This is a genomic window from Actinomadura sp. NPDC047616 (assembly GCF_040642915.1).
Classification (GTDB): domain Bacteria; phylum Actinomycetota; class Actinomycetes; order Streptosporangiales; family Streptosporangiaceae; genus Spirillospora; species Spirillospora miaoliensis.
In genome coordinates this window covers 133,187-155,256 of the sequence record NZ_JBEYTB010000004.1, presented here as the reverse complement: position 1 = coordinate 155,256, position 22,070 = coordinate 133,187, and the positions used below count along the sequence as shown (strand labels likewise).

General features: G+C 71.7%; 18 protein-coding genes and 1 pseudogene. 6 read left to right on the top strand and 13 right to left on the bottom strand.

All coding sequences use genetic code 11. The annotated features are described in order from the left end of the window. Positions 1–19 precede the first annotated feature (19 nt). From ABZ801_RS11555 to ABZ801_RS11540, 4 genes are read right to left on the bottom strand one after another with little or no spacing between them, the layout of a single operon-like run. Positions 20–1,135, bottom strand: a complete 1,116-nt coding sequence (locus ABZ801_RS11555) for an AAA family ATPase (protein ID WP_360696097.1) — start codon at positions 1,133–1,135, stop codon at positions 20–22. Positions 1,136–1,181: 46 nt separating this feature from the next. Next, positions 1,182–2,579 carry a VWA domain-containing protein gene (locus ABZ801_RS11550; protein ID WP_360696094.1) on the bottom strand — a complete coding sequence of 466 codons (1,398 nt, stop codon included), beginning with the start codon at positions 2,577–2,579 and terminating at the stop codon, positions 1,182–1,184. Next, the gene (locus ABZ801_RS11545) at positions 2,576–3,967 is read right to left on the bottom strand and encodes a hypothetical protein (RefSeq protein WP_360696091.1); all 1,392 of its coding nucleotides are present in this window, start codon (positions 3,965–3,967) and stop codon (positions 2,576–2,578) included. The genes ABZ801_RS11550 and ABZ801_RS11545 overlap by 4 nt, the downstream gene beginning before the upstream one ends. Beyond that, complete coding sequence (locus ABZ801_RS11540; RefSeq protein ID WP_360696088.1) at positions 3,967–4,461, bottom strand: hypothetical protein; 495 nt, start codon at positions 4,459–4,461, stop codon at positions 3,967–3,969. Before ABZ801_RS11540 ends, ABZ801_RS11545 begins: the two co-directional genes overlap by 1 nt. A gap of 182 nt (positions 4,462–4,643) precedes the next feature. Between ABZ801_RS11540 and ABZ801_RS11535 the strand changes: the two genes are divergently transcribed. Then, on the top strand, positions 4,644–6,182 hold the full coding sequence (locus tag ABZ801_RS11535; RefSeq protein WP_360696085.1) for a penicillin-binding transpeptidase domain-containing protein: 1,539 nt from the start codon (positions 4,644–4,646) through the stop codon (positions 6,180–6,182). Between the two features lie 60 nt (positions 6,183–6,242). Beyond that, a complete protein-coding gene (locus ABZ801_RS11530; RefSeq protein ID WP_360696082.1) occupies positions 6,243–6,845 on the top strand; it encodes a superoxide dismutase in 603 nt (200 codons plus the stop codon). A 202-nt stretch (positions 6,846–7,047) separates the two neighbouring features. Here the strand turns inward: ABZ801_RS11530 and ABZ801_RS11525 are convergent, their stop codons facing one another. After that, positions 7,048–7,482, bottom strand: coding sequence for a hypothetical protein (locus ABZ801_RS11525; protein ID WP_360696080.1), 435 nt, complete (start codon positions 7,480–7,482; stop codon positions 7,048–7,050). Positions 7,483–7,676: 194 nt separating this feature from the next. Between ABZ801_RS11525 and ABZ801_RS11520 the strand changes: the two are divergent. After that, positions 7,677–8,582: pseudogene (locus ABZ801_RS11520) on the top strand (alpha/beta hydrolase); the annotation flags it as partial. On the opposite strand, the gene ABZ801_RS11515 reads toward ABZ801_RS11520, so the two are convergent. After that, positions 8,508–9,146 (bottom strand): LysR family transcriptional regulator, encoded by a 639-nt coding sequence (locus tag ABZ801_RS11515; protein ID WP_360696077.1) that lies wholly within the window; start codon positions 9,144–9,146, stop codon positions 8,508–8,510. The pseudogene ABZ801_RS11520 and the gene ABZ801_RS11515 overlap by 75 nt on opposite strands. Positions 9,147–9,388: 242 nt before the next feature. Here ABZ801_RS11515 and ABZ801_RS11510 point away from each other — a divergent pair, with 242 nt between their 5' ends. Then, complete coding sequence (locus tag ABZ801_RS11510) at positions 9,389–10,234, top strand: SDR family NAD(P)-dependent oxidoreductase (RefSeq protein ID WP_360696074.1); 846 nt, start codon at positions 9,389–9,391, stop codon at positions 10,232–10,234. Between the two features lie 177 nt (positions 10,235–10,411). Here the strand turns inward: ABZ801_RS11510 and ABZ801_RS11505 are convergent, their stop codons facing one another. From ABZ801_RS11505 to ABZ801_RS11490, 4 genes are all read right to left on the bottom strand, one after another. Next, entirely contained in the window at positions 10,412–11,665 is a 1,254-nt protein-coding gene (locus ABZ801_RS11505) for an MFS transporter (RefSeq protein ID WP_360696071.1), read from the bottom strand. A gap of 135 nt (positions 11,666–11,800) precedes the next feature. Next, positions 11,801–13,180 carry a glycoside hydrolase family 43 protein gene (locus tag ABZ801_RS11500; protein ID WP_360696068.1) on the bottom strand — a complete coding sequence of 460 codons (1,380 nt, stop codon included), beginning with the start codon at positions 13,178–13,180 and terminating at the stop codon, positions 11,801–11,803. Positions 13,181–13,391: 211 nt separating this feature from the next. Further along, entirely contained in the window at positions 13,392–14,759 is a 1,368-nt protein-coding gene (locus ABZ801_RS11495) for an endo-1,4-beta-xylanase (protein WP_360696064.1), read from the bottom strand. Positions 14,760–15,370: 611 nt separating this feature from the next. Continuing rightward, a complete protein-coding gene (locus tag ABZ801_RS11490; protein ID WP_360696061.1) occupies positions 15,371–16,252 on the bottom strand; it encodes an alpha/beta fold hydrolase in 882 nt (293 codons plus the stop codon). A gap of 53 nt (positions 16,253–16,305) precedes the next feature. Between ABZ801_RS11490 and ABZ801_RS11485 the strand changes: the two genes are divergently transcribed. Continuing rightward, positions 16,306–16,899: a TetR/AcrR family transcriptional regulator gene (locus tag ABZ801_RS11485; protein WP_360696058.1), complete on the top strand. Its 594-nt coding sequence runs from the start codon at positions 16,306–16,308 to the stop codon at positions 16,897–16,899. A gap of 42 nt (positions 16,900–16,941) precedes the next feature. Here the strand turns inward: ABZ801_RS11485 and ABZ801_RS11480 are convergent, their stop codons facing one another. The 3 genes from ABZ801_RS11480 to ABZ801_RS11470 form a co-directional block, all read right to left on the bottom strand. Further along, entirely contained in the window at positions 16,942–18,357 is a 1,416-nt protein-coding gene (locus ABZ801_RS11480) for an NAD(P)/FAD-dependent oxidoreductase (protein ID WP_360696055.1), read from the bottom strand. A 114-nt stretch (positions 18,358–18,471) separates the two neighbouring features. Further along, positions 18,472–18,807, bottom strand: a complete 336-nt coding sequence (locus ABZ801_RS11475; RefSeq protein WP_360696052.1) for a GNAT family N-acetyltransferase — start codon at positions 18,805–18,807, stop codon at positions 18,472–18,474. Further along, positions 18,804–19,811, bottom strand: a complete 1,008-nt coding sequence (locus ABZ801_RS11470) for a pirin family protein (RefSeq protein ID WP_360696049.1) — start codon at positions 19,809–19,811, stop codon at positions 18,804–18,806. The genes ABZ801_RS11475 and ABZ801_RS11470 overlap by 4 nt, the downstream gene beginning before the upstream one ends. Before the next feature lie 294 nt (positions 19,812–20,105). On the opposite strand from ABZ801_RS11470, the gene ABZ801_RS11465 reads away from it, so the two are divergent. Then, entirely contained in the window at positions 20,106–22,052 is a 1,947-nt protein-coding gene (locus ABZ801_RS11465; RefSeq protein ID WP_360696046.1) for a phage tail sheath subtilisin-like domain-containing protein, read from the top strand. The last annotated feature ends 18 nt before the right edge of the window (positions 22,053–22,070 follow it).

Genomic DNA, 22,070 nt, shown 5'->3' with positions numbered 1-22,070 from the left:
GTGTCGGTTGCCGGGCCGGTCACGACAGCTTCGCCAACGCTTCGCGGCCGCCCTCCAGGAAGCCCTGCCACGCGCCCTGCTCCTTCTTGCTGCGCGGCTCGATGACGCCGTGCCAGAACTTGTTGAGGATGGCCAGGTCCTCCGGGCTGCGCCGGGCCAGCGACCCGACCAGCGAGGACGCGAGCGTCTCGGCGCGCAGTTCGCGTTCGCCGAAGAACTGGCTGTGCAGGATCGCGTCCTCCAGCACGCCGATCTGCTCGGCCGTCGACAGCGCCGACTCCAGCTTCTCGTCGTCGCTGCGGGCGGACGCGGCGGCGGCGCGCAGGTCGGCGAAGCTCTGCAGCAGCACCTCCAGCAGCGACGGCGCGACCTCCAGCTCGATCCGGTGCCGCCGCAGCAGTTCGGTGGTCCGGAACCGGACGATCTCCGACTCGGCCTTCTTGCTGGTCACCACGGGGATGCGCACGAAGTTGAAGCGCCGTTTGAGCGCCGAGGACAGGTCGTTGACGCCCCGGTCGCGGCTGTTGGCCGTCGCGATGACGGAGAAGCCGGGCTTGGCGAACACGGTGTTGTCGGTGTCCAGCTCGGGAATGGAGACGTACTTCTCCGACAGGATCGAGATCAGCGCGTCCTGCACGTCGCTGGTGGCGCGGGTCAGCTCCTCGAACCGGCCGATCACGCCCCGTTCCATCGCGGTCATGATGGGCGAGGGGATCATCGACTCCCGCGACTGCCCCTTGGCGATCACCATGGAGACGTTCCAGGAGTACTTGATGTGGTCCTCGGTGGTGCCGGCGGTGCCCTGCACCACCAGCGTCGAGTTGCGGCAGATCGCCGCCGACAGCAGCTCGGCCAGCCAGGACTTGCCGGTGCCCGGGTCGCCGATCAGCAGCAGACCGCGGTCGGACGCGAGCGTGACGATGGCGCGTTCGACGAAGGTGCGGTCGCCGAACCACTTCTGCGGGATCTCGCGGTCGAGGCCGTCGGAGCGCTCGGAACCCAGGATGAACGTGCGCACCATCCGCGGGCTCAGCCGCCACGAGAACGGCTTGTGCCCGTCGTCGATCGACTCCAGGTAGTCGAGCTCGTCGGCGTACTTGACCTCGGCGGGTGCGCGCAGCATCTCGTCGGTCATGGCAAGGAACTCCTATGAGGGTCGGTTACGTGGGGTGCCTGGGCTGTCAGGCGAGGAAGTTCTTCAGTTCGAACACGAGCTTGTCGATGTGGCCGGAGATCACCGGGGTGCCCAGCTCCTTGAGCTTCTGCCGGTACCAGGAGTCGACGCTGGCCTGGCCGGAGCTGTTGACCGAGCCGACCGGGATGAACTTCACCCCGGACCGGTACAGCGCCCGGAAGTCGTCGAGCAGGCCCCGGTCGTCGTAGAAGTCGGAGATCCAGACCAGCACCGTGTTGCGCGGGTCGGCGATCTTCGGCCGGGCCATCCGCATCGCGACCGGCCCGTGCGTGCCGCCGCCGAGCGTGGTGCGCAGCAGCACCTCGAACGGGTCGTGCACCCAGGGCGTCAGGTCGATCGCGCGGGTGTCGTAGGCGATCAGGTGCACGTCGACCTTGGGCAGCCCGGCGAAGATGGACGCCAGGATGGTGCAGTTGACCATCGCGTCCACCATGGACCCGGACTGGTCGACCACCACGATCATCCGCGCGGGCGTGGTGCGGCGGGCCGTGTGCTTGTAGAACAGCCGGTCGACGTAGAGCCGCTCCTCCTGGGGGTCGTAGTTGACCAGGTTCTTCCAGATCGTCCGGTCGAGGTCGAGGTTGCGGAACACCCGCTTGGGCGGCACGCTGCGGTCGATCTTGCCGGTGCTGGTCTTCTCCACCCGGGTCTTCAGCACCTCGGCGACCTCGTCCACGAACCGCCTGATCAGCGCCTTGGCATTGGCGAGGGCCTCGCCCGACAGGTTGTGCTTGTCGCGCAGCAGCTGCTCGATCAGCGACATGCTGGGGGTGAGCCGGGCGGCCAGCGCCGGGTCGGCGAGCACCTCGCGCAGCCGCATCCGGCGGACCAGATCGCCCTCCAGGGTGGCCAGCAGCGCGTTGAGGTCGGCGTCGGTGACCTCGAACCCCTGCCCGGCACCGGACCCGCGTCCTCGCCCGGCGCCCTCCCCGGACACCTGCCCCGGGCCCTGTCGTGCGCCGCCGCGCGGATCGTCGCTCGCTTCGCCCTGCCCGGGGCCGCCGCCGGCGCACGCGCCGAGCGCGCGGCGCAGCCACTCGGCGTCGCGCTGCCAGGTGGCCAGCCGCTCCGCCGACACGTCGCCGGAGCCGGTGCAGAACGCGTTGAGCAGCAGTTTCGACACCAGGGCCGTCCGCCGCACCCGGTCGCCGTCGTCACCGCCGGCCAGCGGGTCGCGGAACTCCGGCTCCAGGTCGGGGAACCGCTGCAGGACGGTGTCGACCGAGACGCCGGGGTCGAGCAGCGCCGCCGGCAGTCCGCGCTCCTCGACGACGGCCAGGCTCGCCGCCTCCAGTGCGGGCTGCTCCTCTGCGTCGAACACGTGCCCCAGCAGCCGCCACAGCAGCACCTGCCGGCGGACGTCGTCGCTGTCGCCGTCGTTCATTTCCGCAGCAGCCTTCCCGCGCGTTCGGTGAGGACGGCCACGGGGTCGCCGGAGCGGGCCTGGGCCTTCACGATCTTCGGGTCGGTGGGGCCCAGCGCCCAGTCGCCGTTGTGCGCCTCGACCGGCTGCTTCTTCACGGTGCTCTGCACGGCGAGCGGCTGCAGCGTCCAGCGCCCGGCGTCCCAGCGGAGCAGGCCGATGCACGCCGTGGAGGCGGTGACGAGCTGCGCGGTGAGCGGACCGCCCGGCGGCAGCCGGTCCAGGTCGACGGTGAGGGCCTCGCCGTTCAGGTCGAACGTGCCGTCGCGCCTGGCCTTGTAGCCCTCGACCAGCACCGGTTCGGCGATGCGCACCGGGTGGCGGTCGAGCGGCGCGACGGCCGGGGCCTCGGCGCCGGGGAGCCGGACGCGAGCCGTGGCGAACGGGTCGGCGGGCTCGCCGGCCTCGGCGCGTTCCTCGTCCCAGAGCAGGTCGCCGCCGGCGGTCAGCCGCATGTCGGCGACGTCGACGGCGCGGTGCTCGGCGAGGGCCGCCAGCAGCGTCGGGTACGCCTTCAGAAGCTTCCACACCTCGGGGCCGAGGATCGTGTCGACCTTGGCGGCGGCGACGGCGACACGGACGAACCGCACCGGCCCGTCGCCCTCGGGTTCCAGCACCGCGTGCAGCTGCGCCTGGACGGCCGTTCCGTGTTCGTGGACGTCGACGCCCAGCGGCAGCAGCCGCCCGGAGACTGTGGTCGTGCCGCCCGTCCAGCTGCCCGAATGCGACAGCAGCACCGCGCGCGTCCACAGGTCGGCCCAGCGGCGTTCGGGGAGCCGTTCCATCGTCGCGACCGGGGAGGAGACGCGCAGCTCGGCGGCGAGGCCGTCCAGCAGGACGGCGAGGCGGCGCAGCCGCGGCTCGCCCCACACCGCCTCGACCGCCTGGTCGGCGGCCGACACCAGCGCGTCGTCGACGCCCAGCCAGCCGGCGATGGCCAGGTCCCGCAGCCAGGACCGGGCCGCGGCGAGCAGGTTGGCGGGCACCGGCTCCCCCTCGGCGGGACGTTCCTCCCACGCGGTACGGGACCGGCCGAGCGCGCCGTCGAGCCGGGTGAGCAGGGCGTCGTGGGCCGCGCCGAGCAGCGCGGCACGCGCCCCGGCCAGCGCGGTCAGCTCGGCGTCGCCGATGGCGCCGCCGGCGAGCTTGGCGGACGCGTCCGTCAGCGCCGTGCCGAGCGGGGACGCGCTGAGCGCGCCGGCCAGCGCGTTGAGGGCCTCGGTGTGCCGCGGGCCGAGCCGGGCGAGGCCGTTGGCCAGCGCGGCGTCGAACCCGCCGACCACCTCCAGCGCCTCCACGACGCCGGGCGGGGTCTCGGCGAGCAACTCGGCGAGCTGTACTCCCTGCATCAGCGGACCGCCTTCAATGCCGGGAACCAGTGCATCTCGGGGAGGGGCTCCGGGGTGGCCGGAACCTCCAGATAGGTCAGGTGCCGCAGGAACCGGCTGAACACCATGGCGGCCGGTGCCTTCTCCTGCGTGCCCTGGAGCAGGAAGTGCAGGTCGTCCCCCTCAGAGGCCTCGACCTTCAGGTAGCGCGCGACGCGTTCGAGGCCGTACTGCTTGACCGCCTCGTCGATCAGCGCCTTGAGGTGCTTGCAGCGGTAGGAGCCCCCGGCACCGCCGCACGGCCGGTTGTTGTTGGTGCTGCAGCTGAAGTTGTGCGTCTCGGCGGCGATCGACGAGACGTACACCCGGGCGATGTCCGAACCGCTCGACACCACCCCCTGCAACCGGCCTTCCGCCAGTTCGACGAACGGCACCTTGGCCAGTTTCCGTGGTTGGACGGGCGGCACCACGCGCACCGCGCTCCGTTCCTCCCACCCGGCGTCGCCGGAACTCATGAGTCTCGTCCTCCACCCTCGCGGTCCGTCGGATGGCGAAGTTCTATCGGCCTCCACCGACAAATGGGCGCCTTTCGCGATCTTGGCTGCTCGGCGGCGGCCCCGGCCGCCCGGCCGGATCCGGTCACCCGGCGGCGCCCGGGATCGGCGAAGATCAAGGGCGGCCTCTGGAGGGAGCGGCTTTGCGAGCTCGTGGCGTCCTCGTCCTGGCCGGGGTGCTGGCCGTCGTCCTGGCGGCCGGAGTCGTCTCCGCGTACAGGCTGTCGCGGCGGAGCCCGGGCAGCCCCGAGCAGGTCTCCCGCGACTACTTCGCCGCCTGGCGGAACGGCTCGCTGACCAGCATGGCCGAGCTGGTCGCCGACCCGCCGGACGACTTCGCCGAACAGCACCGGGCGCTGTCCCAGGGCCTACTGGTGTACTCGATCAGGCTGACGCCGGCCCCGCTGGTGCGCCCCTCCACCGCCCCGGACCGGGCGCGCCAGGAGTTCACGGTCACCCGCAACCTGGGAAGCCGGGTCACCTGGACCTACCGGTCCACCCTCGAACTGGGCCTGATGAAGGGCCGCTGGCGAGTGCTGTGGAGCCCCGCCACCCTGCATCCGGCGCTGACCGGACCCGCCACCTGGAAGCTCACCGAGACCGAGACCGCCCCCGTGACGTTCGCCGACCGGAGCGGACGGGCGCTGCCGGACGCCGGCCTGCTCCAGCCGTACATCGCGGCCCTGTCGGAGAGCTTCGGCAACACCGGCGCCGACACCATGGGCTGGGCCGTCGAGGTCACCGCGGGCGGCAGGCCGCCGCAGCGGCTGGCGGTGCTCGGGGCCGACCCGGCCGAACGGATAAAGACGACCCTGGACCGCAGGATCCAGGCCGCCGCCGAAGAGACGATCTCCGACGGGACCGCCGCCCTGGTGGCGGTGCGCCCGTCCACCGGGGAGGTGCTGGCCGTCGCCGACAGGCTGGGCGGACGCAACGCGTTCCTGGGCTCCTACCCGCCCGGCTCGTCGTTCAAGGTGGTCACCGCCGCCGCCCTGCTGTCGGACGGCATGTCCGCCGGCAGCGGCGTCGGCTGCCCCGCGTCGGTGGTCACCGCGCAACGCACCATCCGCAACTCCGACGACCTCTCGCTCGGCGACACCGCGCTGCGGGACGCCTTCGCCCACTCCTGCAACACCACGTTCGCGCAGCTGACCGTCGACCGGCTGGGGACCGGCAAGCTGGCCGACGCCGCGGCCTCGTTCGGCTTCGGCGGCCCCATCACCCCCGGGATCGCGGCCGTCCGGGGCGGCTTCCCCGAGCCGGGCGGCGGCGACGAGCTCGCCGAGGCGGCCATCGGCCAGGGCCGGGTGCAGGCCAGCCCGCTGGTGATGGCGATGGTCGCGGCGGCGGCCGCGGACGGGCGGTGGCGGCCGCCGCGGCTGGTCGACGCGAAGCTGATCCGCGAGGACCGGCAGCCCTCCCGCCGGGTGCCGGCCGCGGGCGCGCTGCGCGACATGATGCGCGCGGCCGTCACCGACGGCACCGCGAAGGGCGCGGGCCTGCCGGAGGGCACGGCGGGCAAGACCGGAACCGCCGAGGTCGGCGACGGCGGCGACCCGCACGCCTGGTTCATCGGCTTCCGCGGCGACGTGGCGTTCGCCGTCCTCGTCGCGTCCGGCGGCTCGGGCGGCAGGACGGCCGCCCCGCTGGCCGCGCGCTTCCTGCGCGCCCTGGATCAGTAGGTCCCGGCCCCCTTGCTGCATGCTTGATGCAACTGCGACTTGTTTGCAATAGTGGTGGTCATGTCGACCTACGCGCTGCCCGATCTGCCCTACGACTACGCCGCCCTGGAACCGGCGATCACCGGCGAGATCCTCGAACTGCACCACGGCAAGCACCACGCCGCCTACGTCAAGGGCGCCAACGACACCCTGGAGAAACTGGCGGAGGCCCGCGACAAGGAGCAGTACGGCGGCCTGGTCGGGCTGGAGAAGACGCTGGCGTTCAACCTGTCGGGGCACGTGCTGCACTCGATCTTCTGGGACAACCTGTCCCCCGACGGCGGCGACCGCCCCGACGGCGAACTGGCCGACGCCATCGACGAGCACTTCGGATCGTTCGAGGCGTTCCAGAAGCAGCTGTCCACGGCCACGTCCACCGTGCAGGGCTCGGGATGGGGCGTGCTGGCCTGGGAACCGGTCGGCGGACGCCTGGTGGTGGAGCAGGTCTACGACCACCACGGCAACGTCGGCATGGGCACCACCCCGCTGCTGGTCTTCGACGCCTGGGAGCACGCCTACTACCTGCAGTACCGCAACGTGCGCCCCGACTACGTCGAAAAGCTGTGGTCCCTGGTCAACTGGGCCGACGTCGCCGCCCGCTACACCGGCGCCAAGAACGCCTAGACACACCCGGGGCCGCCCGACCGTGGCGCCCACCAGGCCGGGATCATGCTCAGAACACGTTCCCTCACGACCTGGTGGGCGCCGCTCACGCTATCCGCTCCCACGAACGCCAACGGATTCCGAAAGCGACGACCCGTCGTCACACTCGCCCGGGCCGGGCCTGTGCTGAGGCCCCACCATCCAGTTGGCGCCGCGGCGGCGTTCAGTGGAAGTGGATGCCGCCGTCCACATCGCGCATCTGGACGACCTTCTCGGCCGGGGCGTTGAGGATGTTGGTGACGCCGTCGCCGCTGGTCGCGGTCGCCGTCCTGGCCTGCTGGAGCCGGTTCTCCACGTGGGCACGAAAGTCCGGGTCCTGCTCCATGGCGTGGCGGACGGCGCTCTGCAGGTCGTCGGCGAACGCCGGTGCCTCCTCGATGGCCCGGCGCAGCGCCTCGGTGAGCCGGGCGACCCGTTCGGCGTCCTCGGGATCGGCGATCGCACCGCTCAGCACCTCCTCGTCGGCCGGGCGTCCGCGGAACCTCTCACGCACCTTCCGGCTGATCGCGACGATGCCGTCCTTGACGGGCTGGCCGGTGAGCTCCACCGCCTTGCCGGCGGCCGCCGCCGCGATCGCCAGGGTCAACGGGTCTGTCATCGATCGCTCCCGATCCTCGGGGACAGGATGGCACCAGTCCAACACGCACCCCCCATGGCCACAACAGACCAATCCATGTGGCCACCCGTCCCACGCCATGTACTCCGGTCGGTGATGGGCGGGAGGAAGTGCGCGTCCTGTTGTGGTCGTCGGGCGAGCAATCTGGCGGATGGTCCCGGCCGGTTCCGTGACACATGCTCGCGGCATTGCCGATTGCGGGGAGGCGCATCGAATGCCGGTTTTGGGCGAGCATGCCGTCGTTCTGGGGGCCGGGGCGCGCGCAGCCCCGCGTGGCTGGCCGAACTCGGCTTCCCGGCCCCGCCCGCGGACGAACTCCACGTCGACGTCGGCTACTCGTCGCGGGCCCTGCGTCCACGGCTCTCCGACGGCAAGGCGGCCCGGCCGTGAAGGTCTACGAACGCACCGTCAACGGCATCCGGACCGTCGTCCGGGAACACGGCGAGGGCCGCGACGGGGAGGCGGTCGTCTTCGTCCACGGCAACCCGGGGTCCGGCGCCGACTGGGAGGGGTTGCTGCTCCAGGCCGGCCGCCACACGCGGGCCGTCGCCTGGGACGCCCCCGGGTTCGGCCGGGCCGACAAACCGCGCGGCTTCCCGCACAACGTGGACGGGCACGCCGAGTTCTTCGGCGCCGTGCTGGACGACCTGGGCATACGGAAGGCTCATCTCTGCCTGCACGACTTCGGGGGCCCGTGGGGGCTGGCCTGGGCCGTCCGCCATCCCGACCGGCTGACCGGCCTGGTCCTGGTGGACACCGGGGTTCTCCTCGGCTACCGCTGGCACGTCCTGGCGCGGGTGTGGCGGACGCCGGTCGTCGGCGAGGTCTTCATGGCGACGACGACCCGCCGGGCCTTCCACCTCCTGGTCGGGAGGCGCGGCAACCCGCGGGGCCTTCCCCGCCCCTTCCTGGACCGCATGTTCGACGACTTCGACCGCGCGACGCGCCGGGCGGTCCTGCGGCTCTACCGTTCGTTCGACGACCCGGCCGGCTGGTCGGCGGCGGTGTCACCGGTGCTGGGCCGGCTGGACGTCCCCGTCCTGGTCGTCTGGGGCGCCCACGACCCGTACATGGGCCCGGCGCAGGTCCGTGATCGAGACGTCGTCCCTGGCGGTCAGGGGGTGGTCGGCGGCCATGGCCACCCAGCGCGGTTCCTCGGCGACGACCTGCGCGTGCAGTCCGTCGAGGTCGGCGGGCAGCCAGACGAACGCGACGTCGACCAGGCCGCGGCGCAGCGCCTCCGCCTCGCCGCCCCAGTCGAAGCGCTTGGGCTCGACGGTGACGCCGGGATGGCGCTGGGCGAAGACGGTCCGGGCCCGTCGTCCCAGCGGGCCCGCGCCCGTCGCCACGAATCCAACGCGCAGCAGCCTCCTGCGCGCGGCGTCGGCGACGCGCACGTCCCGCATCGCCTGCTGCCAGCCGTCCACCAGCCGGCGCGCCTCGGGCAGCAGCCGCTCCCCCGCCGCGGTCAGCCGCACCTCCCGGCTGCTGCGCTCGAACAGCCGCACGCCCAGGTCGTTCTCCAGCCGCTGGATCTGCCGGCTCAACGACGGCTGGGACACGAACAGCCGCTGCGCGGCCCTGGTGAAGCTCAGATCTTCGGCCACGGTGACGTAGTAGCGCAGCACCCGGGTGTCCACGTCCATTCGCCTGCCTCCTGCACGCCCTCGGGAGCATCTATGCCTGGAACGAATGGCGACAGGCATTGGACGCCATCGGCGCCCCGTTGATTGCGTGGAGGCGCGCGCCCGGCCATATGACCGGCCGCCGGACACAACCGTGCGCTGCTCACCAGAGGGAGACCCCGTCAATGCAGGAATTGCCGAAGGAAGGTTCGCGTGCGGCGGACCGCCCGGAAAGTCGCGAACGCTTCTCGTCCCGACGCACGGTGCTGCGGGCCGGGGCCGCCGCCGGGCTGGCGGCCGGCGCCGTCCTGGGCACCGGGACCGCCGCCGGCGCCGCCGCGCCGGCGGCCGGACGGCTGAGGGGGAAGGTGGTGCTCATCACCGGTGCCACCTCCGGCATCGGTGAGGCCGCCGCCGTACTGATGGCCGCCGAAGGGGCACGCGTGTTCTTCTGCGGACGCCGCGCGAACCTCGGCCGCCGCATCGAGTCCCGGATCCGCTCGGCGGGTGGGGACGCGACATATGTGCGCGCCGACGTCCGCCGGGAAAGCGACGTCAGGGAATTCGTATCGGCCTGCGTCCGCCGCCACGGACGTCTCGACATCGCCTTCAACAACGCCGGAATCGAGAGTCCGCGTGCCGTCCACCTGCACGAGCAGTCCCTCGACGACATGGAGAAGGTGTGGCGGACCAATGTCGGCGGCACCTTCCTGGCGATGAAATACGAGATTCCGCAGATGCGGTCGCAGGGCGGCGGTGTCATCGTCAACACCGCGTCGATCTCCGCGGAGGTCGGCTTCGCCACGATCGCGCCCTACAACGCCAGCAAGCACGGTGTCGCGTCGCTGACGAAGGTGGCCGCGCTGGAGTACGCCGCCGAGGGCGTCCGCGTCACCGCGTTCGCCCCGGGCGCCGTCGACACCCCGATGCTGCGCCGCGCCGCCGAGGCGTTCGACATGACCTACGAGGAGATCGCCCAGGACTACCCGATCAAACGGATCGTCAGCGCGGAGGAGATGGCCCGCGTCATGATGTGGCTCGGCTCCGCCGAGGCCGCCCCCGTCGTCGGGACCGACGTCGACGTCTCCGGCGGCTACCTGACCGGCTGACCACCACGCCCGGTCGAACGTCAGGTGCCCGCGCAACACCATCGACGCGCCCCGGCCGCTCTGGTGAGGCCCCGCCGCTCGCCGTGGGCGATGTTTCCTGTGCGCTGGGATGCGATGCGGCGCGTTCGTGAGGGAAGGTCGCCGTCCGTGTCTGAGGAGCGCGTTCGGTCAGCTGATTCAGGGCGCGGCGGGTGTTGCCGCACTTGTCGTACTGTCGGGTGGTTCGGTGTGGAGGTGGCGCACCTGGGTGGACGTCAGTGTCGCCAGCGTGGCCGCGATGACCAGGGCCGCTGCGCCGAGCGTCGTGGTGGTGACGCCCAAGCCGCTGGACAGAGGGCCTGCCACGAGCACCGCGGCCGGGGTGAAGGCGAACCCGCCCAGCAGGTTCCAGCTGTTGACGCGGGCCAGAACCTGCGGCGGGAACGTGGCCTGCACCGTGGTCGTCCACAGCACCCCATAGATCGTCTGGCAGGCGCCGGGGACCGGGCTCACCAGCGCGAGCGTCCACCAGGTGGCCCCGGCGCCGGTCAGCAGCAGCGGAGTCGCCGCGGTCGCCGGGAGAAGGGCCATCGCGAGCACCGGACGAGCCGGCCGCCACCGTGCCGCGACCACGCCGCCCGCCAGCGCCCCCGCCGCCTCCAGCCCGGCGACCATGCCCCAGCCTCCAGGGCCGCCATGTCCCTGGGCCATGTAGAGCGGTCCGAGGACGGCCGAGAAGGCGGTGACCGCGACGGCGACGGCGGTGAACTGGGCGGTGAGGACCCAGACCCACTGTGTGGATGTGAACTCTCGCCACCCCGCGCCCAGGTCGGTCATGACGCCCGGCCGCCGGTCCCGGCGCCATTGCGGTGTGCGCAGCCGCCTCAGCAGCACCGCCCCGAGCGCGGACGTTCCCGCTTTGATCGCGGCAGCCCATCCCGGCCCCGCCGCCGCGACGACGGCCCCCGACAGGACCAACCCGGTCAGCAACCCCGCCGCCACCGACTGGCCCAACAACGCGTTGGCCGCCCGCCTGTCCTCGCCATGGACCAGGTCGGCGACGATCCCCCGCTCGGCGGGCAGCAACAGCGAGCGGGCAAGCCCGGACAGCGCCGCCAGCCCGCACACCACCGCGAGCGGCGCCGCACCCAGCAGGAAGCACGCCGCGAGACCGGTCCACGCTCCGGCCGCCAGGATCTCCGCACTCGCCATCACCCGGTGCCGCCGACACCGGTCTCCGGCGAGACCACCGGCCACGACCAGCAGCGTCGGCGCCGTCTTGCACGCCACCACCGCCGACAACCCGGTCGCCCCGTAGCCCAGATGCAGAGCCCCGAAGGACAACGCGATCTGCCCGAATCCGTCCCCGGCATTTCCCGCCACCCGAGCCACGAACAACCGGGCGACTGAGACATCTTTGAGCAGAAGAGTCGGCGACGATGCGGCGAGCACAATGGGACCCTACAACCGCATCAGCGGACATCGACTCCCACCATACCGATTGCCGATGAAATGGGTCCTTTTTCGGTTTTGCACGAATGTCCGACCAGTACCGGGCTCGTCTGCTACGTCGGGTTGGCTGGTTTGTCAGGGGGTGATGCGGAAGGTGGCGTCCTGGCGGTCGGTGAGGGTGGAGGAGGTGCTGAGCGGGTCGATGCGGAGCACGTAGTTGTTGTGCCTGAGGTAGTAGGTCGGGTAATTGTAGGAACGGAACGACGACCATGCCGTGTCGGCGAGCCCGGCGGTGCGGTAGAAAGTGGCGTCGGCGCGGAATGTCGCGGTGTTGTCGTTGGGGTCGAGCCGGACGGCGTAGTTGTTGTGCCGCAGATAGTTGCCGGGATAATTGACCGACTCGAACGACACGCCGGCCGCGTCGGCGAGGCCGGGGACCATTCGCCACATCTGGTCCTGGTAGGGGTCGAACGGATAGGCGTCGATCCGGCCGACGCGGTCCTGGTGCCGTACGTACCGGTCCGGGTAGTTGGAGGATTTCAGCCGGACCCAGTTGGGCGTTCCCCAACGGGAGACCAGGGCGTTGTATTCGGCGTCGGTGATACCGGCGATCGATCCGTGTTTGGAGTTCAGCGGCGGGGTGTAGTCGCGCTGGTTCATCGGGGTCCACGCGCCGCCGCCGATGTTGCTCGAGGACCAGGCGTAGTAGTCGTTGTTGACGGGGCTGAACGAGTCCCCCCAGAGCCGCCATCCGCTGCCGTCGTTGAGTTTGTGCAGCAGGGGCGCCTCGATTGCGCTGCCCTGGATCAGGCCGCTGGTGTAGGTGGTGTAGCTGTTGGGCGCGCCTGTGGCGGAGCGCGCCCCGTAGATACGGCCGTCGGCCAGGTTCTTGTAGTACATGTAGGTGGTTCCGCCGTCGACGACGATGTCTCCGTCCAGGACGCCGAATCCGGGGCTGAAATAGGTCTGCGGACTGCTGACGGTCCGGAAGTCGGCGGTGTAGTTCACCCAGAAGACGTTGGCGGTGGAGTAGACGATGCCGTACTGGCTCCGGGAGGCGTCCCAGAACACCGTCGGAGCCCACGTGTGGTCGTTGGTGGTGTGCATCCGCAGGCGGCGGTATCCGGTGAAGGCGGTCAGGTTCGTCGAGTCCCACACGTGCAGGTACTGGCTGTTGAGGCTGAAGTCGGTGCCTTTGAGGTCGGTGGCGATCACCACGAACGTGCCGTCCTGCTTGCGGAACACCTGCGGGTCGCGCAGGCCCAGCTGACCGGCCGTCGGCGTGACGACCGGGTTGTTCTGGTTCAGGGGCGTCCAGTTCAGGCCGTCCCGGCTGACCGCCAGGTGCAGGCCGTAGTCCGCGCCCAGGAACTGCGGCGACTCGGTGAAGCAGGCCATCACGTAGGCGTTGTACGTCGCCGCCGACGCGGCTCGCGGAAAGCTCACCACGCCGGTGGCGGCGAGCGCGGCGGAGGCGAGGGCGGTCCGGGTGAATTCCCTGCGGGACAGGGTCACGGCGCTGACCTTTCTTCTCGGGAGCGGGCTATGCCCGGGGCTTCAAGAACGGATGCGGGTGGGGACGCGCCGTCGCCAGAGCAGCCGAGGGTCGTGCTCGCGCGACGGGCCGGTCAGGTGACCTGGCCCGGGGCGCGGCGGCGCAGCGGGGGCCCGGCGGGCAGGGCGGGTGGTCCAAGTCGCGTCGTCACGTGAACGCGGGTCGACTCGGTCACGGGCTGGTGCAGGTGGCGGTGGGGGTGGCCGCGGTGCCGTTGGCGGTGAAGCCGAACGTGACGGAGGATCCCGCCGCGATGGAGCCGTTGTACGAGGCGTTGCGGACGGTCACGTTGGCGCCCGAGCCGGTCGGCTCGCCGTTCCAGAGGCTGGTGATGCTCTGCCCGCCGGGCCACGTCCACCGGACCGTCCAGCCGTTGACCGGTGTGCTGCCCGCGCGGACGGTCACCGTCGACTGGAATCCGCCCTGCCAGCTGTTGGTCGTCGCGATCGTGGCCGAGCACGCTCCCGAGGGCGGGTCGGTCGGCGGGTTCGGGGTGGCGTTGTTGAGGGCGTTCAGGACCGCGTCATAGGCCGGCTTCTTGTTGTAGTTGCCGTCGAACAGCAGCGGGGTGTCACCGGAGCGCCAGGAGTACCTGTCGGTGACACCCCACACGGTGATGCCGGTGCAGCGGGAGACCGCCATGCAGGCCTCCACGACCCGCCGGTAGGCGTCGGCCTGCGCCGTCCCGGAGCCGCCGATGTCCAGTTCGGTGATCTGCACGTCCACGCCGAGCGCGGCGAACTGTTCGATGTTCCGCCGGTAGTTGCTCGGCACCTGGCCGAAGTGCGACTGCAGGCCGACACAGTCGATCGGCACGCCGCGCGCCTTGAAGTCGCGGACCATGTTGTAGACGCCACGGGTCTTGGCGGCGTCGGCGTCGTCGATGTTGTAGTCGTTGTAGCAGAGCTTGGCGTTCGGGTCGGCCGCGCGGGCGGCGCGGAACGCCTCCTCGATGAAGCCGTTGCCGATCCGCTGCGTCCAGATCGAGCTGCGCAGCGAGCCGACCGCGCCGCCGTCGGCGAAGGCCTCGTTGACCACGTCCCAGGTGTGGATCTTGCCTCGGTAGTGGCCCATGACGCCGTTGATGTGGCCGGTCAGCGCGGCGCGCGCGTCGGCGGCCGAGGACAGGTTCTGCACCCAGCCGGGGATCTGGGCGTGCCACACGAGGGTGTGCCCGCGGATCTTCATGCCCCTGCTCTGGGCGTGGTCGACGATCCGGTCGGCGGAACCGAACGTGAACGAGCCGCGGGTGGGTTCGGTGGCGTCCCACTTCATCTCGTTCTCCGCGGTGACCGAGTCGAACTCCCGGTCCAGCGTGGTCACGTACGCCGACTCGCCGAGCCGGCCGGCCGCCACCGCGGCGCCGAAGTAGCGCCCGCTCTGCGCCGCCGCGGCGCCCAGCGTGCCGGCGGCGGCGCCGGCGGTGGTGGTGGGCACCGCGAACGCCGTGGCGGCGCCGAGGACGCTGAGAGCTCCCGCCACCAGGGCGCGGCGCAGCGGTCGCCGCCGGCCGGTCGGGGGAATGGCGTTTTCGCCCATGCCTGAGCCTCCATGCTGCGTAAAAGGAAATAAGGGAATGCGGGACAAAGCCGTGCGGCTGAGACGGCGCGGTCACTCGACGCCTCGCGTCAGGAGCTCCTGCCGTTCACCACCGACCCCGGCAGGAGGAACCGCGTGGGAGCCTCAGTGTGAGAACGGCCCTCGAAACGTGTCAAGCCCGGCTCCGACGACTTTCGAAGCGGCGGTCGGCGTAGGAAGTCCATACGCTCGACAGATGCCGGCCATGACCGCCGCGAATTCCGGTGGTGCGTGCGCCCGGCCTCGGAGAACCCCGATACATGAAATTTCATGCGTGTGGAGCGAGGCTCCGCCGCCTTGACCAGCCAAGGACGGCGTGGGCACCGCCGACGGAAGCGCCCGCATGCCGGAGAGGGCTTGACGGGCCTCACGGCGTCGTGTTTGCTCCGCTGCACCACCACCGACGCCATCCCGCCCGAGAAAGGCCGTACTGGACGCAGAAATGTTAGCGCTAACAATCAGTGCCCTGGCAGCCCGTCGCGAGTCCGAGCAAGCGCTGAAAGGGAGGTTGGCTCATCCATGTGAGCGTTAACGCTCCTACCGTCCGCTCTGCCGACCTGCCCGGCCGCGGGTCAGCCGATGTCCGCGGTGAAGGCGAGGACGCGGTCATTGACGCGGGCGGCGCACTGGCCGGAGACGGCATGCGTCGCCTCGGGCCACAGCTCGGCCCGGACGTCGGGGATCAGCGTTCGCGCTCGTTCGTAGGCGGTCCGCGGGTCGTGGATGACACTGCGGCCGGCGACGATCGCCAGGACCGGCATGGACAGGGAGCGGAGCTGGTCGTCGCCGAACAGGGCCGGTTGCGGTACCGCGGTGCGGAATCCGCTCATCGCGGCGTCGATGACCCGGCCGACCGGATCGGCGAGCGGTTCGCCGCCCTGGCCGTCGACGTAGCGGAGGAAGCGCGGCGTCGCCCGCCGGGACAGGAACGGGACGAGGGTGGGGATCGTGCGCAGGACCAGGGCGAGCGGCATGCGGGCGAGGGTGGCGGCGGGATCGAGCAGGGTCGCCGACGCCACCCGCTGAGGGCGGCGGACGGCGGTGTTGCAGGCCGTCCAGCCGCCGATCGAGACCCCGACGAGGTGGGCGCGGTCGAGGCCGAGCCCGGCCAGCGTCTGGTCCAGCCACGCGGCCTGGTCGGCCGCGTCGCGGATGGGGGCGGTCTGGACGCTGGCTCCCGGCTCGCCCAGCAGATCGACGGAGAACACCGTGCGCCGCCGGGCGAGCGGCTCGATGTTGGGGCGCCAGGAGATCGTCGTCCCGTTCCGGCCGTGCAGCAGGACGAGCGGCACGCCGGACGCCGCGCCGAACCGGTACACGCGCACGTCGCCGAACGCGGTGCCGACATCGTGCGTCTCGGCCGGCGCCGGCAGGAGCCGCATGCCTTCCGCGTAGGCCGCCCGGAAGCGCCGCTCCGCCGCCGCGGACGTGAACCGCCCGACCCGATGCCCCATGAGCACTCCCCTCCGTAGCGATATGATCGTATTGCAAAAAGAGGGGGACGGGCATGCCGAGGCGGGTGGACCACGACCGGCGGCGCGCGGAGTTCGCCGAGGCGGTGTGGCGCATCGCGGCGGAACGCGGGCTGGAGGCGGTGACGATGAGCACGGTGGCCGCCGAGGCCGGGACGTCCATCGGCCGCATCCAGCACTATTTCGCGGGCAAGGACGAGCTGCTCGGTTTCGCCGCGGCGACCCTTCGCGACCGGATCGACCAGGGCGTCCGCAGCGCGATCGCGAGTGCTCCCGCTCCCCCGAGCCCGGAGGTCGCGCTACGGGAGCTGTTGCTGGCGCTGCTGCCGCTGGACGAGGAGCGCCGCGCCCTGGCGCTGGTGGGCGGCGCGTTCTTCAGCCACACCGTGCGCCATCCGGAGTCGTCCGCCCGGTACCGGCGGGGCCACGAGCTGATCGTGTCCACCGTGGCGGACCACCTTCGCCGGGCCTGGCGGCCGCCGTCCGGGTTCGATGTCGAACGCGAGGCCCAGGCCCTGGTCGCGCTCGTCCAGGGCCTTGCCGCTCAGCTGCTGCTCGGGCACATCGGCACCGAGGAGGCCGAGGCGATCGTGCGGGAGCAGCTCGACCGGGCCCGACCGGGCACGTGACCCGGCGCGGCGCCGGCCTTCGCCCGGGGCCTCGCGGGAGTGTCAGCCTCGGAAGGTCTCCAGGAGGCGCAGCCAGATCTCGCTGATGGTCGGGTACGAGGGGACCGCGTGCCACAGGCGGGCGATCGGGACCTCGCCCACGACGGCGATGGTCGCCGAGTGCAGGAGTTCCGCGACGCCGGCGCCGACGAAGGTCACGCCCAGGAGGATCTCGCGGTCCAGGTCCACCACGGCGCGGGCGCGGCCCCGGTAGCCGTCGGCGAACAGGGAGGCCCCGGCGACACCGCCCAGGTCGTAGTCCACCGCCCGCACCCTGCGGCCCTGCCGTTCGGCCTGTTCGAGGCTGAGGCCGACGGCCGCGACCTCGGGGTCGGTGAAGACCACCTGCGGCACCGCCCGCTCGTCCGCGGTGGCGACGCTGCGTCCCCACGGCGCCAGGTCCAGCTCGCGCCCGGCGGCGCGGTCGGCGATCACCGTGCCGAAGATCCGTCCCTGGTACTTGCCCTGGTGCGTCAGCAGGGCCCGGCCGGTGACGTCCCCCGCTGCGTAGAGCCAGCCGCCCTGGACGCCCACCGCCATGCCCGTGTCGTCCACCTCGATCGGCTTGCCCGCGTCCAGGCCGACGCTCTCCACGCCCAGGTCGGCGGTCGCCGGGACGCGGCCGGTCGCGAACAGCACCTCGTCCGCCGTGAGGGTCTCCCCGCCGTCCAGCGTCAGGGTCACCGGGCCGTCGCGGCGCACCCCGGTCACCGACGCGCCGAACCGCACGTCGACCCCGGACTCACGCAGGCTGTCGGCCACCAGCTCGCCGGCGAAGGGCTCCACCTTCGGCAGCAACCGCTGCCCGCGCACCAGCAGCGTCACCTCGCTGCCCAGCGCCCGCCAGGCCGTGGCCATCTCGACCGCGACGACGCCGCCGCCGACCACCGCCAGCCGCTCCGGCACCGTCGACGAGCTGGTGGCCTCGCGGCTGGTCCACGGGCGGACCTCGGCCAGTCCGGGCAGCTCCGGCAGCGCGGCGCGGGTGCCCGTGCACACCGCCACCGCGTGCCGGGCCGTCAGGACGCGGTGCCCGCCGTCGGGCGTGTCCACGACCACCCGGCGTTCCCCGTCCAGCCGGCCGTGCCCGCGCACCAGGGTGATCCCGGCGCCGTTCAGCCAGTCGGCCTGGCCGTCGTCCTTCCAGTCGGAGGCGAAGGAGTCCCTGCGCCGCAGCACCGCCGCCGCGTCCAGGGCCCCGGTCACCGCCTCGCGCGCGCCGGCGACCCGCTCGGCGTCGGCGCGGGCGGCGCCCGGACGCAGCAGCGCCTTGCTGGGCATGCACGCCCAGTACGAGCACTCCCCGCCCACCAGTTCGGCCTCCACCAACGCCACCGTCAGCCCGCCCGCGTGCGCGCGCTCCGCGAGGTTCTCTCCCGTCGGCCCGCCGCCCAGCACCACAACGTCGAATTCGTCCACCGGCCCGTCCTTCCAATGTTCCGCGTGCTCAAACTCCGCCGCCGACCAGCGGACGCGCCACGAGCCTCTCATGCGCCCGGTCCCGCGACGGCGTGCTTTCGGCCGGGGAGATCGTCAGTCCAGTTCCTCGCGCAGCCAGTTCAGGATTTCCGGGGTGACGCGGTCGGTGGCGTCGTCGAACTCGTCGTGCTTCTTGACGAACTTCGCCACGTAGGGGCAGACCGGCACGATGCGTTTTCCGTTGTCGCGGGTGTCGGTCAAGGCGTGCTGGACGAGCCGGGCGGCGAGTCCCTTGCCGGAGAAGGCGTCGTTGATTTCGGTGTGGTAGAAGACGCGCTGCGCACCGCGGTCGAGATAGGCGGCGAGCCCGACGCGTTCGCCGTCGACCAGGATTTCGTAGCGGTTCTTCTCGTCTGCTCGTTCGACCACAGGGGCGGCGGGTGTTGTCACCGTGTTCCTTCCGAGGGTGGACGCACGGGGTTCCCGCGCGGGTTGAGTGTCGCGTTCGGCAGGGGCGGCGCCGGGAGACGGTCCCCGGCGTACCCTTCGACCTTGCCGAACCGTTCGGAGGCGTCCTGCCATTCCCGCCGGGCCTGGACGATCTCCTCGTGGCCGCGGCCGATGAAGTTCCACCACATCACGATCTGCTCCTCGAAGGGCGTCCCGCCGAGCAGGATCGCCCGCGCCGGGGCGTCGGTCGTGTTCTCGAGGGTCAGCGTTCCCGTCCCAGGGGCGAGGTAGCCGAGCTCGCCGCGGCGCACCGGCGTTCCCGCCATCCGCACCTCGCCGAGGTCGACCAGAAGGCCGTGCTCGAAACCGGCGTCGACCGCGAGGGTGACGGTCGCGTGCGGGTCGAGCGTCAGTTCGGCGCCGAGCAGCGGCGTGAAGGTCGGGACGGGCGAGGTGTCGCCGGCCAGGGAGCCGAGGAACACCCTGGCCTCGCCCCCGTCCAGGCGGACCGGGCGCGGCACGTGGTGGTGGAAGGCGCGGGCGGTGTGGCGGTGCCGTTCCGGCAGCGCCACCCACAGCTGCACGCCGTGCAGGATCGTGGTGCGGGCGGTGGAGACCTCCGAGTGGCTGATCCCGTATCCGCCCGTCATGAGGTTCAGCTCGCCCGGGTGGACGAGGGCGTGGGTGCCGAGACTGTCACGGTGCTCGATCTCGCCGCTGAACAGCCAGCTCACCGTCTGCAGGCCGGTGTGGGGGTGCGGGGCGACGTCCATCCCGCCCGTCCGGGCGACGTCGTCGGGCCCGTAGTGGTCGGCGAAGCACCACGCGCCGATCAACGTCCGGGCCCGCTGCGGCAGCGTGCGGCGCACCGTCATCGCCCGCGGGCCGCCCAGGGGGACGTCTCTGGCGGTGAGCACCTCGACCTGCGGCTCCCGCGGCCCCGGCTGCCCGTCCGCGGAGGCGCCGCAGCGCAGTTCACGGGGTTCGACCTCGACATTGCTCACCGTACGACGCCTTCCACTCGGCTTGTCCCGACTACTATCCTCCGCCCCCGCTGACGGGCGGCGACCCGCCCCCGGCCAGGGACGACGGCGGCGCCCGGCCGGCCGGCTCGGGATCCGACCGGGAGGCGCGGAGGCGGCATCTGCGCGCGCCGCACTGCCCGGCTCTGGCGAATTCTTGACGGAATCGCGCGGTCGCGGTGAGGGACGGCGGGTAGTCAACGTGGAGTTGTGCGGCGGACAGGCCGCGAGATGTTGCCGATCGCCTGGCGTCGTCCAGGATTCGAGAGGACGACGATGCCGAATCCCACATATCCCGGCGTGTACGTTCAGGAGGTGGCCGGGGGCGCGCGGCCGATAGAAGCCGTCAGCACGTCCACTCCGGCATTTGTGGGGCTGGCCGAAATGGGGCCGGACGACACGGTCCTCCGCGTCACGAGCTGGATCGAATATCAGCGGTTCTACGGTTCGTTCGTCAAGCCCGGATATCTCGCCGAAAGCGTGTTCCAGTTCTTCAACAACGGCGGCCGCCAATGCTACGTGGTGCGGGTGACCCGCGGCGACGCCGCGGCGGCGTCCGTGACGGTCCAGAACACGGCGAACCCGCCGATCCCGGGGATCGTGATCTCCGCCAGGAGCAAGGGCGCCTGGGCGAACCGACTGGTGCTGACCACCGAGGACGGCTCGGCCGACCCCGGCAACGAGTTCAGGATCAGCGTCCGGCGCCAGGACGACACCGCGCTCCCGGAGGACCTGGCCGGCACCCCGCCGCTGGAGGTGCACGACAACCTCAGCATGGACCCCGACGCGCCGAACTTCGTCACACAGGTCCTGCGCGCGAACTCCAACCTCATCGACGCCAAGGTGCTGAGCACCAACACCAGCCTCCAACGCGGTCGCCACCGCGGCGGGAAGAATCCGCAACTGCCGCTGCAGGAGCGCCGCAGCTTCCTGATCAACGTGGACAACGACGGCTACCAGCAGGTCGATCTGCCGGACGCGGTCGCGGCGTCGACGGACCCGGCCGAGATCGCCGCGGCGATCCAGACGGCCGTGCGGAACCTCACCATCCTGAAGGCCGGCACGCCGGCCGCGGCCTTCAACGCCTTCACCTGCACGGTCGAGGGCACCGGAGCCGACGCCGCCCTGCTGCTGCAGTCCGGAACCGGCGCCGACGCGGCGACCGCCAGCAGGGGATCGTCGGTGCTCGTCCAGCCCGCGCGGCGCAACGACGCCGCCGTCAGGCTGCGGCTCGGAGAGGGGGGCGGCGGCGTCTCACAGAACGCGCTCGCCGTGCGGCGTCCGCCCGGCATCGCCGCGCTGCGGCTCGGTGTCAACGCCAGGACCGGCCCCGTCACCGACGTCAAACAGGGCACGGACGGCACCGCCGCCCCGTCGTTCACGGACGCCTTCCCGCGGCTCGACCAGAAGACCGATTTCAGCCTGCTCGCCGTGCCCGGCGAGAACACTCCGCAACTGGTGGACGAGGGCCTGAGATATTGCGAGAACAGGCCGTTGCGGGACGTCTTCTACCTGGGCGAGATGGCCCGGAACTACGTCACGGCGGACGCTGCCGAGACATTCCGCAAGCGCCTCACCAAGCCGAACTCCTACGGCGCCCTGTACTTCCCCTGGATCAAGGCGCTGGATCCGTCCGGCGTCTCGGCCGAACCCGTACTCCTGCCGCCCTCCGGCTACATCGCGGGCCTGTACGCGCGCATCGACGCCAACCGCGGCGTGTGGAAGGCCCCCGCGGGCACGAGCGCCAGCCTCGGCGGCGCCGTGGGCCTGGCGGTGGAGCTGACCGATGTCGACCACGGCAACCTGAACCCGCTCGGCGTGAACGTGATCCGCCGGTTCCCGGCCGCCGGCATCGTCGCCTTCGGCGCCCGGACGATCAGTTCCGACCCGGAATGGAAGTACGTCCCGGTGCGGCGGATGGCGATCATGCTGCGGGTCAGCGTCTACCACGGCATCCAGTGGGCGGTGTTCGAGCCCAACGACGAGGTGCTGTGGGCGCAGCTGCGCCAGAACATCGGCGCGTTCATGATGACCCTGTTCCGCCAGGGCGCCTTCCAGGGGGCGACGCCGTCCGAGGCCTTCTTCGTCAAGTGCGACGGCGAGACCACCACGCAGGCCGACATCGACCTCGGCGTCGTCAACGTGCTGCTGGGCTTCGCGCCGCTGAAGCCGGCGGAGTTCGTCGTGGTGAAGGTAAGCCAGCAGGCCGGCCAGGCGCACTGATCCGATCCGGGAGACGTC